Below are 17023 nucleotides of genomic sequence, written 5' to 3' on the forward strand. Positions count from 1 at the left end.
GCCATGCTGGCCTCCAGCACCAGCAGACATCGTGAATCACAACTCGCAGCCGTTGGGAATCCCCTATCGAGTCAATCCGATGTCATCACGCTCTAAATCCGCTGATCAACAGCAAATTTCAGGGGTGTTTTCCACCACCCCCAACCCCCTCCTCTAAAGAAGAGGGGGCTTTTTTGTGCCTCAGTCGAGCTTAGCGCGGATCTTGGCGATCAGCTTGGCGATGCGATCGGCCGCTTCGGTGAAGGTTTCCACATCGGCGCGGTTGTTGTTGCCGCGCGCTTCCTTGGCGGATTCGAGATAGCCTTCCAGGTCAACTTCCAGCGCGTCGACGATCATTTCGCCTTCATCTTCGCTCAGCGTCAGCTTGATGGTCTTGTCCACAATCGGTTCCTTCGGATTTTTTGGAATGGAAAACCCCGGCCAGCCTGCGCCAGCCGGGGTTGGAAAGTTGCGATCAGCAGCAGGCTCAGGCCGCCAGGCCGTGGCAGTGCTTGTACTTCTGGCCCGAGCCGCACGGGCAAGGCGCGTTGCGGCTGATGCCCTGGCCGGCATAGGGATCTTCGCTCGCCGCCACAGCAGCGCCCGCAGCCTGCGCGCCACCCAGCGCGCCGAGCATGGCAGCAGCACCGGGCACCTGCGGCACGGCATCGTTTTCGCCGGTGAACGGATCGATATGGCTGGTCAGGAAATCGGGCAGTTCGGGCAGTTGGAAGTCTTCCATCGGCTGCATGCGGATTTCGCTGATCATCAGGATGCGGGTCACGTCTTCACGGATCGCGTCGAGCATCTTTTCGAACAGGCCAAAGGCTTCCTGCTTGTATTCGTTGATCGGCGTCTTCTGCGCATAGGCGCGCAGGAACACCACCTGGCGCAGCGCGTCGAGCGTGGCCAAGTGTTCCTTCCAGTGGTGGTCGAGGCGTTCGAGCAGGATCGACTTTTCCAGGTTGCCCCACGATGCGCGGTCCACCGTGTCGAGCTTGGCCGCCATGTGCGCATCGGCCAGCGCGATCAGGCGCTCGCTGATCAACTCGGCTTCCACCGCGTCTTCTTCCAGCCAGTCATCGAGCGGCGGCGTCATGCCCAGCACGTCGGCCACGCGTTCCTTGAGGCCGGCGATATTCCACTGTTCGGGATAAGAGCCCGGCGGGCAGGCGTCGCCAACCATGGCGTTGATCGTGTCGTGGCGCATATCCACCACCACATCGTCCACCGCATCGGCATCCATGATGTCGGCGCGCTGCTCGTAGATCACCTTGCGCTGGTCGTTCATCACGTCGTCGTATTCGACAACCTGCTTGCGGATATCGTAGTTGCGCGCTTCCACCTTCTTCTGCGCGGTCTCGATGGCCTTGGACAGCCACTTCGAGCCGATCGCCTCGCCATCGGCCAGGTTGGAATTCATCATGCGGGCAAACAGCGTGTCCGGCCCAAAGATGCGCAGCAGATCGTCTTCCAGGCACAGGTAGAACTTCGACAGGCCCGGGTCACCCTGGCGGCCCGAACGGCCACGCAGCTGGTTGTCGATGCGGCGGCTTTCGTGCCGCTCGGTGCCGATCACGCACAGGCCGCCGGCTTCCAGCACCTTGGCCTTTTCCGCGTCGATTTCGGCCGCCATGCGCGCGATCGCGGCATCGCGCTCCGGCCCTTCGGGCACGTCGCGCAGCTCGTCCTCCATGCGGAATTCAAGGTTGCCGCCCAGCTTGATGTCGGTGCCGCGCCCGGCCATGTTGGTGGCGATGGTCACCGCACCAAGGCGGCCGGCCTGGGCCACGATGTGCGCTTCCATTTCGTGGAAGCGGGCATTGAGCACGGCGTGCTTGACGCCTTCGCGGTTGAGGAACTCGCTCAGCAGTTCCGACTTTTCGATCGACACGGTGCCCACCAGCACCGGCTGTCCGATCTCGTTCTTCTCGCGGATCAGCTTGGCGATCGCGGCAAACTTGTCGAGCGTGTTCTTGTAGAACTCGTCTTCCTCGTCCACGCGCTGCACCGGCACGTTGGTGGGAATGGTAACGACATTCATCTTGTAGATTTCGAAGAACTCGGTCGCCTCGGTCGCGGCGGTCCCGGTCATCCCCGAAAGCTTGGGATACATGCGGAAGTAGTTCTGGAAGGTGATCGAGGCCATGGTCTGGTTTTCCGGCTCGATCTTGACGCCTTCCTTGGCTTCCACCGCTTGGTGCAGGCCGTTCGACCAGCGCCGGCCATCCATCATGCGGCCGGTGAACTCGTCGATGATGATGACCTTGTCGTCCTTGACGATGTAGTCGATGTCACGCTTGAACATGACATTGGCTTTCAGCGCCTGGTCGAGATGGTGCACCACCATGGTGTTTTCGACGTCATAGAGGTTGGAGCCAACCAGCAGGCCATCTGCCTCCAGCGCGCGCTCCACCCATTCCACGCCGTCTTCGGTCAGGGTGATGCTCTTGGTCTTTTCGTCGGCTTCATAGAGCGAAGGATCGATCTGCTTCACCACCGCATCGACCGAGATATAGAGGTCGCTCTTGTCGTCGGTGGGGCCGGAAATGATCAGCGGGGTGCGCGCCTCGTCGATCAGGATCGAGTCCACTTCGTCGACGATCGCATAGTTGAACGGCCGCTGCACCATTTGCGAGCGTTCATGCTTCATGTTGTCGCGCAGGTAGTCGAAGCCCAACTCGTTGTTGGTGGCATAGGTGATATCGGCCTCATAGGCCTCGCGCCGCTCATACTCGTTGAGATTGGGCACGATCACGCCCACCGTCAGGCCAAGAAACTTGTAGAGCACGCCCATCGTCTCGGCGTCGCGCTTGGCGAGGTAGTCGTTCACGGTCACGACGTGAACACCCTTGCCTTCCAGCGCGTTGAGATAGACCGCCAGCGTCGCCACCAGGGTCTTGCCTTCGCCGGTGCGCATTTCGGCGATTTCGCCCCGGTGCAGCACCATGCCGCCGATCATCTGCACGTCGAAGTGGCGCATGCCCATGGTGCGCACGGCCGCTTCGCGCACCGTGGCAAAGGCTTCGGGCAGCAGGTCATCGAGGCTCATACCCGCTTCGAGGGCGGCGCGGAACTTCACCGTCTGCGCGGCAAGCTGTTCGTCGCTCATCGACTGCACTTCCGGCTCGAAAGCGGCGATCTTCTTCACCTGCTTGTCGAGCGACTTGACGTAGCGATCGTTGGACGAACCGAAAATGGACTTGGCAAGGGCGCCGAGCATGGCGGTGTTTCCTGTTATGCGAATGGGTATGGCAAGTGCCGGGCGCGGGCCGTGATAAAATTCGGGCGCGCATCGGGCCGGCAACGCGAAAGTCAGGGATTGGTGCCCGCAACGGGGCAGCAGCGCGGCTTATTCGCGCGCGCGGTCGCTGCGATAGGTGGCGGTGCTGGCCAGCGCGAACGGCGCAAACATCGCCGGCACGGCCTGCTGCGCCACGTCGAAAACCGGGCGCGCAGCGCGCACCCGCGCCGCCTGGACCACGCAATGCGCGGCCACCGGGGCCACTGCCAGCCCGGCATGCTCGGCGCCCGCCACTTCGGTGCGCGTGGTGGCATTGGCCACCTCGGGCAGCGACAGGCCGCTGAGCAGGGCAAACAGGACAAGCAAAAAGCGCATTGCGATGGGAGATAGGGAACGGCTCGCCGCGCGTAAAGCGCAATCGGCAGATTTTGATTCAACCCAAGCGCTGGAACGCACGCTCAGGATGCATCGTCCACAGCGATGGTGAAGGTTACCGTCACCCGCTTGGCAACGGTTCGGCCCGTCGCATCCTTGGCCGGCGCGAACCGCTTGCCCACGGGGCAGGAAATCAGGCCGGTCCCCGGCGCAACCTCATGCCATGCCCCGCCATTTTCAGACGCCTCGCAGCGCAACACCTTGCCGTCGGCACCAACCACGAACGCCATTTGCTGCTTGGTGGGCGCCGGAACAACATTGAGGCCGTTGCCGCCTCCCCCACCGGGCAGGCGCCAGTTGATGGAACTGCGAAAGGTATCGCCCACAGGCTTGCCATGCTTGGTGCCGGGCACGAACCGCGCCCGTGCCATCAGTATCCGGCACGTGGTATCATCCAGCTGCGACGAACCGCTGCTTGCCGTCACTTCGCACGTAGTGGGCATGCCGGTGGTGTCATAGGTCAGCGCAAAGTGGACTGCGCCCTGTTCGGCATTGCGCAGTGCGCTGGCCGGATAATCCGCCGCCGAGATCCATGTCCCGGGATTGGTGACAGGCCGCCCCGGGGTCGAGTCTTGCGCCAGCGCCGGCATCCCGATCAGCAACCCGATGGCCAAGCTCGTCGCCGTCAGTTTCCGCGCCATTGCCCCGTTCCCTGTCCCTGATGCGTTGTAGCCACCGTGATGATGCGCGAACACGGGCGCGTCAACCGGGATGGCGCGGTTCATGGCACATCGTCGACCGCAACGGAAAACGTGGTGGTCACGCGCCGCGCCACGGGCTTTCCGCCAGCATCGCGCGGAATGGGGAATGTCTTGCCAGCCGGACAGGCGACCAGGCCGGAGCCAGCTGCCACCTCGTGCCGCGTGCCATCGTTTTCCACCGCCTCGCACCGCGCCACCGTGCCATCGGCGGCAATGGTATAGACCAGTTGGCCCTTGTACGCGGTCGGCAGGGTGCGCGGCGTATCGGGATCATCGTCGTCGTCCCCGTTGTCGGGGATATTCCACTTCACCGAACTGGTATAAGCGCTCGCCACCGGCTTGCCATTGCGGGTGCCGGGTATGAAGCTGGCCCGCAGCAGCAACACCCGGCAGGTGGTGGCGTCGAGATCGGCATAGCCGCTGCTTGCCGTCACCTCGCAATCGGTCACCTTGCCCGTTTCGTCATAAGTCAAGCGGAAGCCGGTCGTGCCGGTATCGTTGTTGCGCAGCGCCGCAGGAGGATAATCGTCAGGCAAAACCCATTGCCCGGCGTCGCCATTGGGCTTGGCCGGTGTTTCGACCGGCGGGCGCGATCGCGGGCGCGCCATCGCCGCAGCCGGCACGCAGAGCATTACTCCCAAGCCGATCAAGAACGCGTGGCGCATCGCATGCTGCATGTGTCTGTTTCCCCGTTTCATGGCAAAGTGATGCCGGTGCCACATTCTTGCGTCAATTGTCTGCCCAGCGGCGTGCCGCGGCCGGCTCAGCCATGGACGGCGGGAAATCGAATCGCTAGGGAACGCGGCCATGTCAGACGCCGTTTCCCCGCTCGCCTCGCCCTTCCCCGCCCTGCCCGCGATTGCCGGCGTGACCCCGCGCGTGGCCCGTGCCGGGTACAAGGATTGGGGACGCTGCGACCTGACCTATGTGGAGTTGGACGAAGGCACGGCCGTGGCCGGTGTGTTCACCCGCAACGTATGCTGTTCCTCCGAAGTGGAACTGGGGCGGCAGAATGTAGCACAAGGCGCCGCGCGCGCCCTGGTGGTCAATGCCGGCAATTCCAACGCCTTTACCGGCTATCGCGGGCGTGAAGCGGTAGAGGCGATCATGGACCACGTCGCCACGCACCTGGGCTGCGCGCGCGAGGCGGTGTTCGTCTCGTCCACCGGCGTGATCGGCGTGCCGCTGCCCAAGGACAAGGCCCGCGCCGGGATCGAGGCCGCACTGCTGGCCACGCCCTGCACCTGGGAAGAGGCGGCCAACACCATCGGCACGACCGACACCTTTGCCAAGGGCGCCACGGCCACCGCGATCGTGGGCGATACCACGGTAACGCTGTCGGCGATCATCAAGGGTTCGGGCATGATCGCGCCCGACATGGCCACGATGCTGGGCTATATCTTCACCGACGCTGCGGTGTCGCCAGCGTTCCTGCAGGAATGCCTGTCGGCCGCGAACCAGCGCACGTTCTCGTGCATCACGGTCGATAGCGATACCTCCACCAGCGACACGGTCATGGCCTTTGCCACCGGCAAGGCGGGCAATACTCCGATTACCAGCCGCGACGACGTGGGCGGGGAAGCCTTCGCCGCCGCGCTGGAGCAGGTGTGCCGCGAACTGGCGCATCTGGTGGTCAAGGATGGCGAAGGCGCGCAGAAGTTCATCGCCGTGGCCGTTTCAGGCGCTGTTTCCGACGAAAGCGCCCGCCGCGTCGGCCTGGCCATTGCCAATTCCCCACTGGTGAAAACCGCCATCGCCGGGGAAGACGCCAACTGGGGCCGCGTGGTGATGGCCGTGGGCAAGGCCGGCGAACCGGCCGACCGCGACCGCCTGTCGATCGGCTTTGGCGGCACCTGGGCAGCCACGGACGGGCAGCCACTCGCCGATTACGATGAAGCGCCGGTGGCCGCGCACCTCAAGGGCCGCGAAATTTCGATCGAGGTCGACCTGGGCCTCGGCCAGGGCCGCGCCACGGTGTGGACCTGCGACCTGACGCATGGCTATATCTCGATCAACGCCGATTACCGGAGCTGAGCGGCCATGCTGATCATCTGGGGGCGGATCAATTCGCACAACGTCAAGAAGGTGGTCTGGGGCGCGCACGAATGCGGCCTGGATTTCGAGCGGCGGGATATGGGTGGTAGCTTTGGCTATACGCCTGAATACCTGGCAAAGAACCCCAACCGCCTGGTGCCGATGATCGAGGACGGCAGCGTGGCGGTATGGGAATCGAATGCGATCCTGCGCTATCTGTTCGCTGCCCATGCGCCGCAGCTGTGGCCGGCCGATCCGGCAATCCGCGCACAGGGTGACCAGTGGATGGACTGGCAGTTCCTCTATGCCGATGCGCAGCGCGATGCATTCCTGGGCTGCGTGCGCGGCGGCAAGGATGGCAGCGATCCGATAGTGGCCAAGTCTGCCAGCGCCTGCGCCACGCTGATGGCGATGGTTGACGCGCAGCTGGCACGGCAACCGTTTCTATCTGGCGACAGCTTTGGCGTCGCCGATATCCCCATGGGCACCTATGCCCACACCTGGTTCAGCCTGCCGATTGAACGGCCGGCCCTGCCCCATGTGGAGGCTTGGATGGAACGGCTGCGTACCCGTCCCGGCTTCCAGGCCATTGCCGCGGTGCCGTTCACATGAGCTGGACGCCCGAGATCGACGCCGCCGTCAGCGCGCTGATCGCCCGCGTGGCGCAGGAAGCCATCGCCCCGCGCTATCGCCAGCTTTCAGAGGCTGACGTGATCAACAAGGCCGTCAACGACGTGGTCACCGTGGCAGATACCCACGCCGAACGGCTGCTGAGCGAGGGGCTCGCCACGATCCTGCCCCAGGCCACTATCGTGGGCGAGGAAGCCGCCCATGCCGATCCGGCGCTGATGGAACGGCTGGGCGATGGGCTGTGCTGGATCATCGATCCACTCGATGGCACCAACAATTTTGCTGCCGGCAAACCGCCGTTTGGCGTGCTGATCGCGCTGGCCGAGCATGGGCAGTGCGTGGCGGGATGGATTCACGATGTGCCATCCGGCCGGCTCTGCACCGCACAACTGGGCCGGGGCGCGTTTGTAAATGGCCAGCCGGTGCGCGCCACAGCGACCAGTCAGGTGCCGCCGGTTGCCGCGATTTCCACCGTGTTCATGGACGCCGCGCAGCGCGAGGCGATTCGCCAGCATATCCTGCCGCATTACAGCGTGGTGGACATTCCGCGCTGCGCGGCCGAGCAATACCCGCGCCTGGTGCTGGGGGTGAACGATGTCTCGATTTTCGAACGCACCCTGGCCTGGGACCATGCCGCCGGGGTCTTGTTCGTCAACGAAGCCGGCGGCAAGGCCGCGCGGCCCGATGGGCGGCCCTATCGCGTCGATCAGTTGGGCGAAAAAGGCCTGATTGCCGCCAGCACGCCGGCGCTGTTCGATGCCATGGCCGAACGGCTGGCGGGTTTGTAATTGCCCCTCCACCACCCGCACTGCGGGTGGTCCCCCTCCCCGCCTTCGGCAGGGAGGATCAAGAAGATCCTCCCCACACCGTGGGGAGGTGGCAGGCCGCAGGCCTGACGGAGGGGCGGCTTTGTAACTTTACAGAACGCTTTCCAGCCAACCCTTGAGCTGGCTCTTGGGCGCGGCGCCCAGCTTCTGCGCCACCGGCTTGCCATCCTTGAACAGGATCAGCAGCGGAATCGACTGCACGCCGAAATCGCTGGCGATGGTGGTGTTTTCCATGATGTCCACCTTGGCGATGGTCACCTTGTCAGCCAGTTCTTCGGCGATTTCTTCCAGCGCCGGGGCGATCATCTTGCACGGGCCACACCAGTCGGCCCAGAAATCCACCAGCACGGGCTTGTCGGACTGAAGGACTTCGGTGGAAAAGCTGGCGTCGGTGACGGCTTTGGTCGACATGAACGAAACTCCGTTGATCAGTTGGGATGGTATCTAGGATTTGCCGCGCGCTTGGCAACCGGGATGCGCGAAAGGTTTGTTGGGGGCGCCCCTGCAAAAGCTATGTCGCGGCCATGGGGTGGTGCCGCGCCAGAACTTCTGCGGGAATGGCGATTAGTTGCGGGGCGTGGGTATAGAGCAGCGCCGCCTCCACCGCGCGATCGGGATGGATCGTGGTCAGCGCGGCGGCATAGGCCGCCATCTGCCGCAGATAGGCCGCCGGAACATCCGCCAGGCTGGCGGGCGGACGCCGCGCCGTCTTGAAATCCACGATCAGCACGCGATCGGGTGCGATGAGCAGGCGATCGATCGTGCCCGATACCACGCGGCCTTCGACCACGGCGGCCAGCGGCACTTCGGCCAGCGATCCGGGGCCGAATACCGCCTGCCAATCGGGATGATCGAGCACGGCAAGCGCGGCACGCAGCATGTCGGCATGGGCATCAGCATCAAATTCCGCGCCTTGCCGCGCCAGCCAGGCCAGCGCCGCTTCGGCCCGATCGGGCGCTGCCACAGCGGGCAGCCGCTCGATCAGCTTGTGGATCAAGGTGCCGCGCCGCGCCGCCAACAGCGCGCCAGGCCCAGGCCGCGTGGGCGGATCGGGTGCCTCGTCCTCGCCCAGCGCCGATGGCGCCAGCGGGCGCGGTGGGCGCGGTTCGGGGCCGATCGGGGTGGTAAGCCAGGGCGGCAGCAGCGGCAGCCCCAGGTTTTCGACCGTGCGCGGCGCCTCCACCACCGGCGGACCGGGTATGCCGATGCTGCGCGCGCCGTCCCAGATGGCGTCCGGCTCCCACGCCTCGTCCTCGCCGAACAAGGGCGCAAGCCGGGCATACCAGCTGTCAGCCGGCAGTTCCTTGCGCGATGGCGGCCAGGCGCCGGCGATGAACAGCGCTTCTTCGGCGCGGGTCAGCGCGACATAGAGCAGGCGCCAATGTTCCGCACGCTCTTCCCGCGCAGCCTGCTCTTCTGCAGCGCGCACCGGCGGGGCCTTTTCTTCCTTGCGCAACGTGGGCAGCGGCACGCCGCGCGGGCGCTGGCCCGGCCCATGCTCCACCAGTTCGCTGCCACGCGCCATGGCGGCGTCGGGATCATCGGCAGCATCGGCCAGAATCACGATCGGCGCCTGCAGCCCCTTTGATCCGTGCACGGTCATTACCCGCACCAGATCGGCGGCCTGCCCCGCCTCGCGCTTCAATTCGCCATCGCCGCTGTCGAACCATTGCACAAAACCGACCAGGCTGGGCACCTGGCCCGTGGCATAGGCCATTGCGGCGTTGAGCAGTTCGTCAATCGGATCGTTGGCCTCACGCCCCAGCCGCGCCACCAGCTTGAACCGCGCCCGCCACGGCCCCACCAGCAGCCAGTGCAGCAGTTGCGCTGGCGGTTCGAAATCGGCGCGGCGCAACAGGTCGAGCAATTGCTCCACCGTCTGCACGGTCGCGGGATCGCGGCTGTGCGCCAGATGCGTCCACAGCCGCACGCCATCCTTGCGATAGCCGCGCTCGAGCAGGTCTTCCTGGCTCCACGCGATCAGCGGCGACACCAGCAGGTTGGCGAGGTTAAGATCATCGAGCGGCTGCGCGCAGAAGCGCAGCGCGGCCATGAGATCCTTCACCGCCAGCGGCGCGCCCAGCCGCAGCCGGTCCACCCCCGCCACCGGCACGCCGCGCGCATGCAGGCGCGCCACGATCAGCCCGGCCAAGTCCTTGCGCTTGCGCACCAGGATCATCACGTCGCCCGCACGGGCGTTGCGCGGGGTGCCCTTGTGCAGCGGAAATCCCGTATCGAGCCATTGCCGCACCTGGCGCGCCAGCCGGTCGGCCAGATCGCGATCGGGGCGCGAGAGCCAGTTTTCGCCGCCCTCCTCGCCCGCTTCGGGCAGCTCTTCTTCGTCCCCGTCGCCCTCGCCCACCGGCCGCCACAGCCGCACCAGGCCCGGCCGCACATCCCCCACATGGGGTTCGGGCGCTTCGGGCAGGCCAAAGCGATCAGGGCCGATGGCGGCAATCGCGCGGTCGACAAAGGCCAGGATCGGCATCGCCGTGCGATAGGACTGCCCCAGGCCGAGCGAGAGCAGCGCCCGCTCGGGCTCGTCCATCGCCTCGGCCAGGCCAGCCAGTTCGCGCCGCACCCGCTCGCGCGCCTTGGCAAAGTTTTCCGGGCTCGTGCCCTGGAAACGGAAGATCGCCTGCTTGTAATCGCCCACCACGAACAGCGTGCGCGGATCTCGCTGGCTTTGTCCCTGGCCGGAAAAGAAATCCTGCACCAGGCCATCGAGCACGATGCGCCACTGCGCCTCGTTGGTATCCTGCGCCTCGTCCACCAGCACGTGATCAAACCGGCGATCGAGCTTGTAGCGAATCCAGTCGGCCGTGGTGCGTTCGGTCAACAGCGCGGCGGCGGTGCGGATCTGGTCGTCGAAATCGATGAAGCCTTCGCGCGCCTTCGCCGCCTCCCACGCCAGGGCAAAGCGCCGCCCGACGGTGAGCGCGGGATCGAGCAGCGCCGCCAGATTGACCAGCGCGAGGCGATCGCGCAGCGCCGTAATCCCGGCGATCACGCGGGCCTGGTAATCGGCATAGGCCGGCTCGTGCTTATCCAGGTTACGGGTGGATTTCGCCTCACCCTTGGCCGTCAGGAACAGCTTGGCGAAATCGTCGATCCCGGCCAGACGCGCCTGCGGATCGGCGGCCAGCCAATCGCCCATCATGTTGGCCGCATCGATGCCGGTCTTGGTGCCCCAAGCCGCATTGGCGGCCATGCAGCGCCGCACCGAGGCCACATCAAACGCATCGTCGGCACAGAGCGCGGCCACGCCGCTGCCATCCTCATCTGCGGCCAGGCCGAGCATCTGGTTGATGCGCGGGCGCAGCGGCGGGCGCCATGCGCCGGGTTCCTGCCACAGGTCGATCGCCTTGGCACAGCGCAGCAAAAAGCCGATAACGCTGCCCTGGTCCATGCGCAGCGCCAGGTGGGCCAGCGCATCGAGCAGACCTTCGTCACCCGCTTCCTCTGCTTCCACCAGCATCTGCGCCAGCACTTCGCGCACCAGCAGTTCACGGTCGCGGTCTTCCATCGCGCGGGTGCCGGGCAACAGGCCCGATTCCACCGGAAAGGCCGACAGCAGCCACTGTGAAAAGGCGTGGATCGTCTCGATCCGCAGGCCGCCGCCCGGGCAATCGAGCACGGCGGCAAAGCGGCTACGCGCCCGCGCCAGGGTTTCCGGGCGTGCGTCGGCGCCGATCGCCTCCAGTTCCTGGAACAGCGCCAGATCATCCAGCCGCACCCAGCGCGCCAGGACATCGTTGACGCGGGTGGCCATTTCCGCCGCCCCCGCCTTGGTAAACGTCAGGCACAGGATATTTTCCGGCTCCACCCCGTCTTGCAGCAACAGCCGTAGCACGCGTGCCGAAAGCACCTGGGTCTTGCCCGTGCCGGCCGAGGCGGACAGCCACACCGTGCGATGCGGCGCCACGGCGCGCGCCTGGTTGCCCTTGAGGGGATAGACCTTGCTCATGCGCTCTCGCCCCCGCCGCGGCCCTGCCATTCTTCCAGCCGCATGAGCTGGTCATAATCGGCATAGCTGGGCAGATCGGGATTGAGCCTGGCCACGAACGGCTCGTTGCCCAGAATCCAGCGGGCAATCGCCTCGTCCAGAAAGCGGCGGGTTTCGGGCAGGAAATCCTCGCGCGGGATGCCCGATTTGCGCCGCCCTTCCAGGATCGGCTCTTCGCGATAGCCAAAGCCGCGCTCGCGGTTGCGCGCCAGGGACCAGTATTCAAAGCGCGTCGGCTCGCCCTCCACGGTCACGCGGCCGTCCTTGTCCTTGAAGCCGCCAGCCTGGGCGATCAGGCCGACCAGCCCCAGTTGCAGGGCAAAGCCTTCCTGCACCATCCGCCCCGATGGCGGCGTGCCGGTCTTGTAGTCGACTATCGCCAGGGTGCCATCGGGCAGCAGGTCGATGCGGTCGGCCCGGCCAAAGATGCGGATGCCATTGACCTGCGTATCGCCCCAGCATTCGAACGCGCCCACGCGGCGCCCATCGGCCAGCAGGCTTTCCTGCTCGTCCTCGATCCAAGCCAGCGCGGCAGTCAGGCGCGGGCGCCACAGGCTGCGCATGAACGGGTGTGCGCTCATTTCCGCCAGCTTGCGTTCGGCCAGCGGCACCAGTTCGCCCGGCGGCGCGCCGGCCTGGTGCCACTCTTCCAGAATGGCGTGCACCGCCGTGCCGCGCCAGGCCGGGGTGGGATCGGCATCGCGTGGGTCCAGGCTCCTGAGGCCAAGAATGGCCGAGGCATAGAACTGATAGGGGTCTGAGCGCAGGCGATCGAGCGCGGTCCCGGCAATATCGACGCGGCGTTGCTGCGGCGATGGCATCGGGCGCGGGCGCGGATAGGCGGCGGCCTGGGGCGCGGCATCGAGCGCCTGCGCCAGGTCCACCGCGTCGCGTTCCCATGCCACGCCATCTTCGCCCAGCATGGCGCGGATGCGCAGCAGGAAGCGCGACGGGATGGCTGGGCCACCTGCGTCGCGCTCGGCAAAGCTCAGCACCACCTCAGGCGCGCCCAGCATCGCGGCCAGATCGTGCGCCGCCAAGCCGATGCGGAAATCGGCGCCGGGAATGCCCAGCGCGCGCAGCACCGGCGGTGCCAGCAGCGGATCGGGCGCGGGCGATGCGGGCCACGACCCTTCGGTCATGCCCGCGCAGATCACCAGGTCGGCGCGGCTCATCCGCGCTTCGAGCAGGCCATAGATCGCGAGGCGCGGATGGCCGCCATAGGGCGGGCGCACCGAAATCTCGTCCATCGCATCGCGCAGCAGCGCCGGCACCTCGGCCGGATCGACCGGTAGGCCGCCGGCCTGCGCCGCCGCATCGCGCCACTGTTCGACAAACTGCGCCAGGCAGCGGCCATCGGCATTGGCCCAAAGCGCGGAACCACACAGCGCCTCGGCCATCTCGGCCAACAGGTCGATGCTGGCGCCCAGCGGCAGCGCGGCATGGCCGGCCAGCAGCGGCGCGAGCAGCAGTTCCACCCCATCCCACCACGCGGCAAGGCCGGGAAAGCGCTTGTCCCACTTGCGATCGGGATCGCGAATGGCATCGCGGATCGGCTCCAGCCCCGGCCCGGGGCGCGGCCCGCGCAGCACCATGTCCAGTTGCCGCACCCGCTCCAGCCATGCGGCGCGCCCTTCGCCCGCCATGACCAGCGGGTGTCCGAGCAGCGCCAGCAAGCCCACCGGCGCGGCGCGTTCGGCCCAGGCCTGCGCCAGTTGCAGCAGCAGGCGCCCGGCGACCGTCTGCGGCAGCGGGCGGCCGGCGGTATCGTCGGCGGCAATGTTCCAGCGGCCAAGATGGGCGATCACCCGCTGCGCCAGGCCGCGATCGGGGGTGACCACCGCCACGCGCCGTTCGGGCACGGCCAGCGCCTCGCGCACCAGCACGGCGATGGCCTGCGCCTCTTCCTCGGGATGGGCGCTGTGCATCAGGCGCACACCCGCCAGGCGCCGTTCAGGCGCTGCCAGCTTTACCCACGCCGTGCTTGCCTCGGGCGGCAGGAACAGGTTGGAAATGGCACGGCTGCGCGCCGGCGGGGCCGCAGCGATGCCGGCGCGGTGCCAGTTGCGCACATCGTCGCGCGACAGGCCCATGCGATGCAGCAGCAGTTTCAGGTGGTATTGCGGATGGGTGACCTGGTCGCCGCGGCCAAACGGCGGCCCGCCCGGCTCCTCGCTGGCGCCGGCCTGGCCCAGCGCGTCCCACACCTCTGGCTCCAAGGCCAGGTCAAGATCGGGCAGCACCACCGCGCCTTGCGGCAGATCGGCCACGGTACGCAGCAGGCGGGCGATCGCCGGCGCGGCAGAGGTGACCCCGGCGGCGATCACCGCATGGAGCGGCGGAGCGGCGCGCCACGCCTGCGCCGCATGGGTCAGCAGCAGGTTGCGCCGCACCGGCGCATCCACTTGCCCGCGCGCATCCAGTTCGAACTGCCAGCGCACCTGCACCCGCGCGAACAGGCGCAGGCTGTCCTGCCAGTGTTCGGCCAGTTCGGGCAGCATGTCGATCGTCAGCAACTGTTCGGGACTGACCTCTTCGGCGGCCAGCCGATCGAGCGACTGGGCGAGGCTCCGCGCCTGGCGCAGCAAGCCTGCCTCGCCCCGCACGATGCCCAGCGCGGCCAGTTCCTCGCGCAGGATCTCCGCCAGGCGCAGCAGGCGCACCACCGGATCGCAGGCCGGTGGTGCCACGGTTCCGCCGCCAAGGGGATCGAGCAGCGCGCCGAGCGTCTCGTCGAGATCGAGATCGCCCACCACCGCCATGCGTGGCAGCAACAGCCCGCCGCCAGACGCGCGAATGAAGGCCTCGGTCAGGTTGCGCACGGCGCGCTGGCTGGGCAACAGCAGCGTCAGCCGGGCCAGGCCAAACGTGTCTTCGCGATAGCGCGGGATCAGCCCGGCGACCAGCGCATCGGCAAATCCCCGGTGCGCGGCAATGGTATAGACGCTGGGCCGGGCGGCGCCCGCCATCAGTATTGCGTCAGCGCGGCTTGGGTGGGGGCGATCATTTCCGGCGCGCCCACTTCATACCACAGCCCGGTGTGCGGTAGGCCATAGAGGCGCCCTTCGGCAATAGCCCGGTCCCACAGGCGCCCGGTGGAAAAGCTGCCCTGCGGCGCATCGCGCAACAGGCGGCGCGACACGATCTGGATGCCGGTAAAGATATAGGGCGCCACCCTTCCCGGCTTGCGCCGCGAAACCAGGCCCATCTGGTCGATATGGAAATCGCCCATGCCGGTATAGTTGAACGCCTGCGCATGGCTGACCAGCAACAGCAGCGCGTCCATCCGCTCCTCGTCCCAGAAATCGCCGAGCGCAGCAAAGGCATTGCGCGGCCCATCGAGCCAGATGTTGTCGCTGTTGAGACAGAAGAATGTGTCACGGTCGATCAGCGGCAGCGCCTTGACCAGCCCGCCGCCGGTTTCCAGCAGCGTCTCGCGCTCGTCAGACACCATGACCTTGGGCACGTCACGCGCCAAGACATGGGCTTCGAGCTGGTCGGCCAGGTAGTGCACATTGACCACGGCGCGGGTCACGCCGGCTTCGGCCAGCTTGTCGAGCGCATGGTCGATCAGCGGCTTGCCCGCCACGCGCACCAGCGGCTTGGGCCGGGTGACGGTCAGCGGACGCATCCGCTTGCCGATGCCGGCGGCCAGCACCATCGCGGTGTCAGACACCAGCGGCTTGCGCGGATCGCGGCTCATTCGGCAAAGCTCCCACCCAGGCGCCCGGCCGGATCGCGCAGCTCTGCCGGGATATTGGCGTCAAACCACGCCGCCACCGGGGCCAGCGCGGGATGGGCCAGGTCGCGTTCCAGCATGGCCCAGACGCGGGGAATGTAATCGAGATAGCGCGGCTTGCCATCGCGCTTCCACAGCCGCACGAAAATGCCCACGATCTTGGTATTACGCTGCGCCCCAAGGCGGGCATAATCCGCCCGGAAATCACCCTGCGGCTGCGCCTTGGCCAGGTAATAGTCGAGCATGCGCGCCTCAAGCTCGGGCGAAACGGTGCGCCGCGCATCCTGCAACAGCGATACCAGGTCATAGGCCGGATGGCCGGCCAGCGCGTCCTGGAAATCAAGCAGGCCTTGCTGATCCAGCCCGCCCAGCAGCATGATATTCTCGGCGTGATAATCGCGCAGCACGGTCACGCCGGGGCGCTGCGCCGGCAGCAACGGGGCCAAGACCTGTTCCCACGCCGCCTGGAACCCTGCCACATCGACATAGATCGCCCGCGCCGGGCAGAACCATTCGATGAACAGCCGCACCTCGCGCATGTATTCGGCCATGCCATAGGCGGTGAATGGCCCGGCCGGCAGCTGCGCCAGTTGCACCAGTGTATCGATCGCAGCGCGATAGACGGTGTCTTCATCCTGCGGCCAGGCGTCGACATATTCGCGCATGCGCGTGTCGCCAAAGTCTTCGAGCAAGACCCAGCCCTCGCCCGCTTCTTCGGCCAGGATTTCCGGTGCGCGCAGGCCATTGCCATCGAGCCAGCGGGCGGCGCGCAGGAAGGGCTGCGGGTCTTCCTGCGGTGGCGGCGCATGCATCAGCATCGCGCTCTGCTCGCCCCGGCGCACGCGGAAATAGCGGCGGAAAGAGGCGTCGCCCGGCAAGGGTTCGATTCTTGCGCCCGTCCAGCCCGCACGGGCGAGGAAAGCATCGATTCCGGCAGGAAGAGTGCTGGTCATGGCAGCCGCTCTAACCATCCCTTGCCGGCCAAGACAATGGCCTGCCGCCCGTTTTCCGCGATTTCCAGACGCAGCGTGAGGCAATCGGGCTCATGCCCGAAACCGCCGGCGTGATCGGGCCATTCAGCAATCAGCACGGCGCCCTGGCGATAGTCGTCAAGCCCGATCTCCTCGGCCTCTGCCGGGTCTTCCAGGCGATAGAAATCGGCATGGACCACTGGCAGGTGCACCTGCGGCGGATCATAGGTTTCGATGATAGTAAAGCTGGGCGACGGCACATCGCCGACATAACCCAGCGCGCGCAGCAATTCACGCGCCAGCGTGGTCTTGCCCACGCCCAGCGTGCCTTCCAGCGCCAGCACGTCACCGGGCCGCAGTTTTGCCGCGATGCGGGTGGCGAGGGCCTGGGTGGCGGCGATATCGGGAAGCGGGATCGTGGTCATGGGGCGTCGCGCTAGAGAGAAGCGGGACCCCG

The 17023-nt window shown here is 66.5% G+C and carries 14 protein-coding genes; 3 read left to right on the plus strand and 11 right to left on the minus strand.

The features are described 5' to 3' along the window. Window positions 1-180: 180 nt before the first annotated feature. The 5 genes from FHW97_RS10660 to FHW97_RS10680 all read right to left on the minus strand — a co-directional run bounded on the left by FHW97_RS10660 (window position 181) and on the right by FHW97_RS10680 (window position 5024). On the minus strand, window positions 181-381 hold the full coding sequence (locus FHW97_RS10660; RefSeq protein ID WP_022674887.1) for a hypothetical protein: 201 nt from the start codon (window positions 379-381) through the stop codon (window positions 181-183). Between the two features lie 85 nt (window positions 382-466). Then, window positions 467-3202 (minus strand): preprotein translocase subunit SecA, encoded by a 2736-nt coding sequence (gene secA / locus FHW97_RS10665; protein WP_171798970.1) that lies wholly within the window; start codon window positions 3200-3202, stop codon window positions 467-469. A gap of 129 nt (window positions 3203-3331) precedes the next feature. Continuing rightward, window positions 3332-3598 carry a hypothetical protein gene (locus FHW97_RS10670; protein WP_022674885.1) on the minus strand — a complete coding sequence of 89 codons (267 nt, stop codon included), beginning with the start codon at window positions 3596-3598 and terminating at the stop codon, window positions 3332-3334. Window positions 3599-3681: 83 nt separating this feature from the next. Further along, a complete protein-coding gene (locus FHW97_RS10675; RefSeq protein WP_171798971.1) occupies window positions 3682-4383 on the minus strand; it encodes an energy transducer TonB in 702 nt (233 codons plus the stop codon). After that, window positions 4380-5024, minus strand: coding sequence for an energy transducer TonB (locus FHW97_RS10680; RefSeq protein WP_171798972.1), 645 nt, complete (start codon window positions 5022-5024; stop codon window positions 4380-4382). The genes FHW97_RS10675 and FHW97_RS10680 overlap by 4 nt, the downstream gene beginning before the upstream one ends. 142 nt (window positions 5025-5166) lie before the next feature. Here FHW97_RS10680 and argJ point away from each other — a divergent pair, with 142 nt between their 5' ends. Genes argJ through FHW97_RS10695 form a run of 3 tightly spaced genes read left to right on the plus strand, consistent with a single transcriptional unit; the run spans window position 5167 to window position 7811 of the window. Then, window positions 5167-6393 carry a bifunctional glutamate N-acetyltransferase/amino-acid acetyltransferase ArgJ gene (gene argJ / locus FHW97_RS10685; protein WP_171792416.1) on the plus strand — a complete coding sequence of 409 codons (1227 nt, stop codon included), beginning with the start codon at window positions 5167-5169 and terminating at the stop codon, window positions 6391-6393. Window positions 6394-6399: 6 nt separating this feature from the next. Beyond that, on the plus strand, window positions 6400-7005 hold the full coding sequence (locus FHW97_RS10690) for a glutathione S-transferase family protein (RefSeq protein WP_171798973.1): 606 nt from the start codon (window positions 6400-6402) through the stop codon (window positions 7003-7005). Continuing rightward, window positions 7002-7811 (plus strand): inositol monophosphatase family protein, encoded by an 810-nt coding sequence (locus tag FHW97_RS10695; RefSeq protein WP_171798974.1) that lies wholly within the window; start codon window positions 7002-7004, stop codon window positions 7809-7811. Before FHW97_RS10690 ends, FHW97_RS10695 begins: the two co-directional genes overlap by 4 nt. A 129-nt stretch (window positions 7812-7940) precedes the next feature. Here FHW97_RS10695 and trxA read toward each other — a convergent pair whose 3' ends face one another. The 6 genes from trxA to tsaE all read right to left on the minus strand — a co-directional run bounded on the left by trxA (window position 7941) and on the right by tsaE (window position 16991). Then, entirely contained in the window at window positions 7941-8261 is a 321-nt protein-coding gene (gene trxA / locus FHW97_RS10700; protein ID WP_022674879.1) for a thioredoxin, read from the minus strand. A 100-nt stretch (window positions 8262-8361) separates the two neighbouring features. Next, the gene (addA, locus tag FHW97_RS10705) at window positions 8362-11817 is read right to left on the minus strand and encodes a double-strand break repair helicase AddA (RefSeq protein ID WP_253941741.1); all 3456 of its coding nucleotides are present in this window, start codon (window positions 11815-11817) and stop codon (window positions 8362-8364) included. Beyond that, entirely contained in the window at window positions 11814-14825 is a 3012-nt protein-coding gene (gene addB, locus FHW97_RS10710) for a double-strand break repair protein AddB (RefSeq protein WP_171798976.1), read from the minus strand. The genes addA and addB overlap by 4 nt, the downstream gene beginning before the upstream one ends. Further along, entirely contained in the window at window positions 14825-15559 is a 735-nt protein-coding gene (locus FHW97_RS10715) for a nucleotidyltransferase family protein (protein ID WP_022674763.1), read from the minus strand. Before FHW97_RS10715 ends, addB begins: the two co-directional genes overlap by 1 nt. Further along, on the minus strand, window positions 15556-16548 hold the full coding sequence (locus tag FHW97_RS10720) for an aminoglycoside phosphotransferase family protein (RefSeq protein WP_171798977.1): 993 nt from the start codon (window positions 16546-16548) through the stop codon (window positions 15556-15558). Before FHW97_RS10720 ends, FHW97_RS10715 begins: the two co-directional genes overlap by 4 nt. Next, a complete protein-coding gene (gene tsaE / locus FHW97_RS10725) occupies window positions 16545-16991 on the minus strand; it encodes a tRNA (adenosine(37)-N6)-threonylcarbamoyltransferase complex ATPase subunit type 1 TsaE (RefSeq protein WP_022674761.1) in 447 nt (148 codons plus the stop codon). The genes FHW97_RS10720 and tsaE overlap by 4 nt, the downstream gene beginning before the upstream one ends. Window positions 16992-17023 lie beyond the last annotated feature (32 nt).

Origin of the sequence: Novosphingobium sp. SG754, assembly GCF_013149315.1 — a bacterium.
In the GTDB taxonomy this organism is placed as follows: domain Bacteria; phylum Pseudomonadota; class Alphaproteobacteria; order Sphingomonadales; family Sphingomonadaceae; genus Novosphingobium; species Novosphingobium capsulatum.

Coding starts and splice junctions, on each gene's coding strand:
- secA (WP_171798970.1), bottom strand. CDS start 3,202: ATGCTCGGCGCCCTTGCCAAGTCCATTTTCGGTTCGTCCAACGATCGC.
- FHW97_RS10670 (WP_022674885.1), bottom strand. CDS start 3,598: ATGCGCTTTTTGCTTGTCCTGTTTGCCCTGCTCAGCGGCCTGTCGCTG.
- FHW97_RS10675 (WP_171798971.1), bottom strand. CDS start 4,383: ATGAACCGCGCCATCCCGGTTGACGCGCCCGTGTTCGCGCATCATCAC.
- FHW97_RS10680 (WP_171798972.1), bottom strand. CDS start 5,024: ATGCGCCACGCGTTCTTGATCGGCTTGGGAGTAATGCTCTGCGTGCCG.
- argJ (WP_171792416.1), top strand. CDS start 5,167: ATGTCAGACGCCGTTTCCCCGCTCGCCTCGCCCTTCCCCGCCCTGCCC.
- FHW97_RS10690 (WP_171798973.1), top strand. CDS start 6,400: ATGCTGATCATCTGGGGGCGGATCAATTCGCACAACGTCAAGAAGGTG.
- FHW97_RS10695 (WP_171798974.1), top strand. CDS start 7,002: ATGAGCTGGACGCCCGAGATCGACGCCGCCGTCAGCGCGCTGATCGCC.
- trxA (WP_022674879.1), bottom strand. CDS start 8,261: ATGTCGACCAAAGCCGTCACCGACGCCAGCTTTTCCACCGAAGTCCTT.
- addA (WP_253941741.1), bottom strand. CDS start 11,817: ATGAGCAAGGTCTATCCCCTCAAGGGCAACCAGGCGCGCGCCGTGGCG.
- addB (WP_171798976.1), bottom strand. CDS start 14,825: ATGGCGGGCGCCGCCCGGCCCAGCGTCTATACCATTGCCGCGCACCGG.
- FHW97_RS10715 (WP_022674763.1), bottom strand. CDS start 15,559: ATGAGCCGCGATCCGCGCAAGCCGCTGGTGTCTGACACCGCGATGGTG.
- FHW97_RS10720 (WP_171798977.1), bottom strand. CDS start 16,548: ATGACCAGCACTCTTCCTGCCGGAATCGATGCTTTCCTCGCCCGTGCG.
- tsaE (WP_022674761.1), bottom strand. CDS start 16,991: ATGACCACGATCCCGCTTCCCGATATCGCCGCCACCCAGGCCCTCGCC.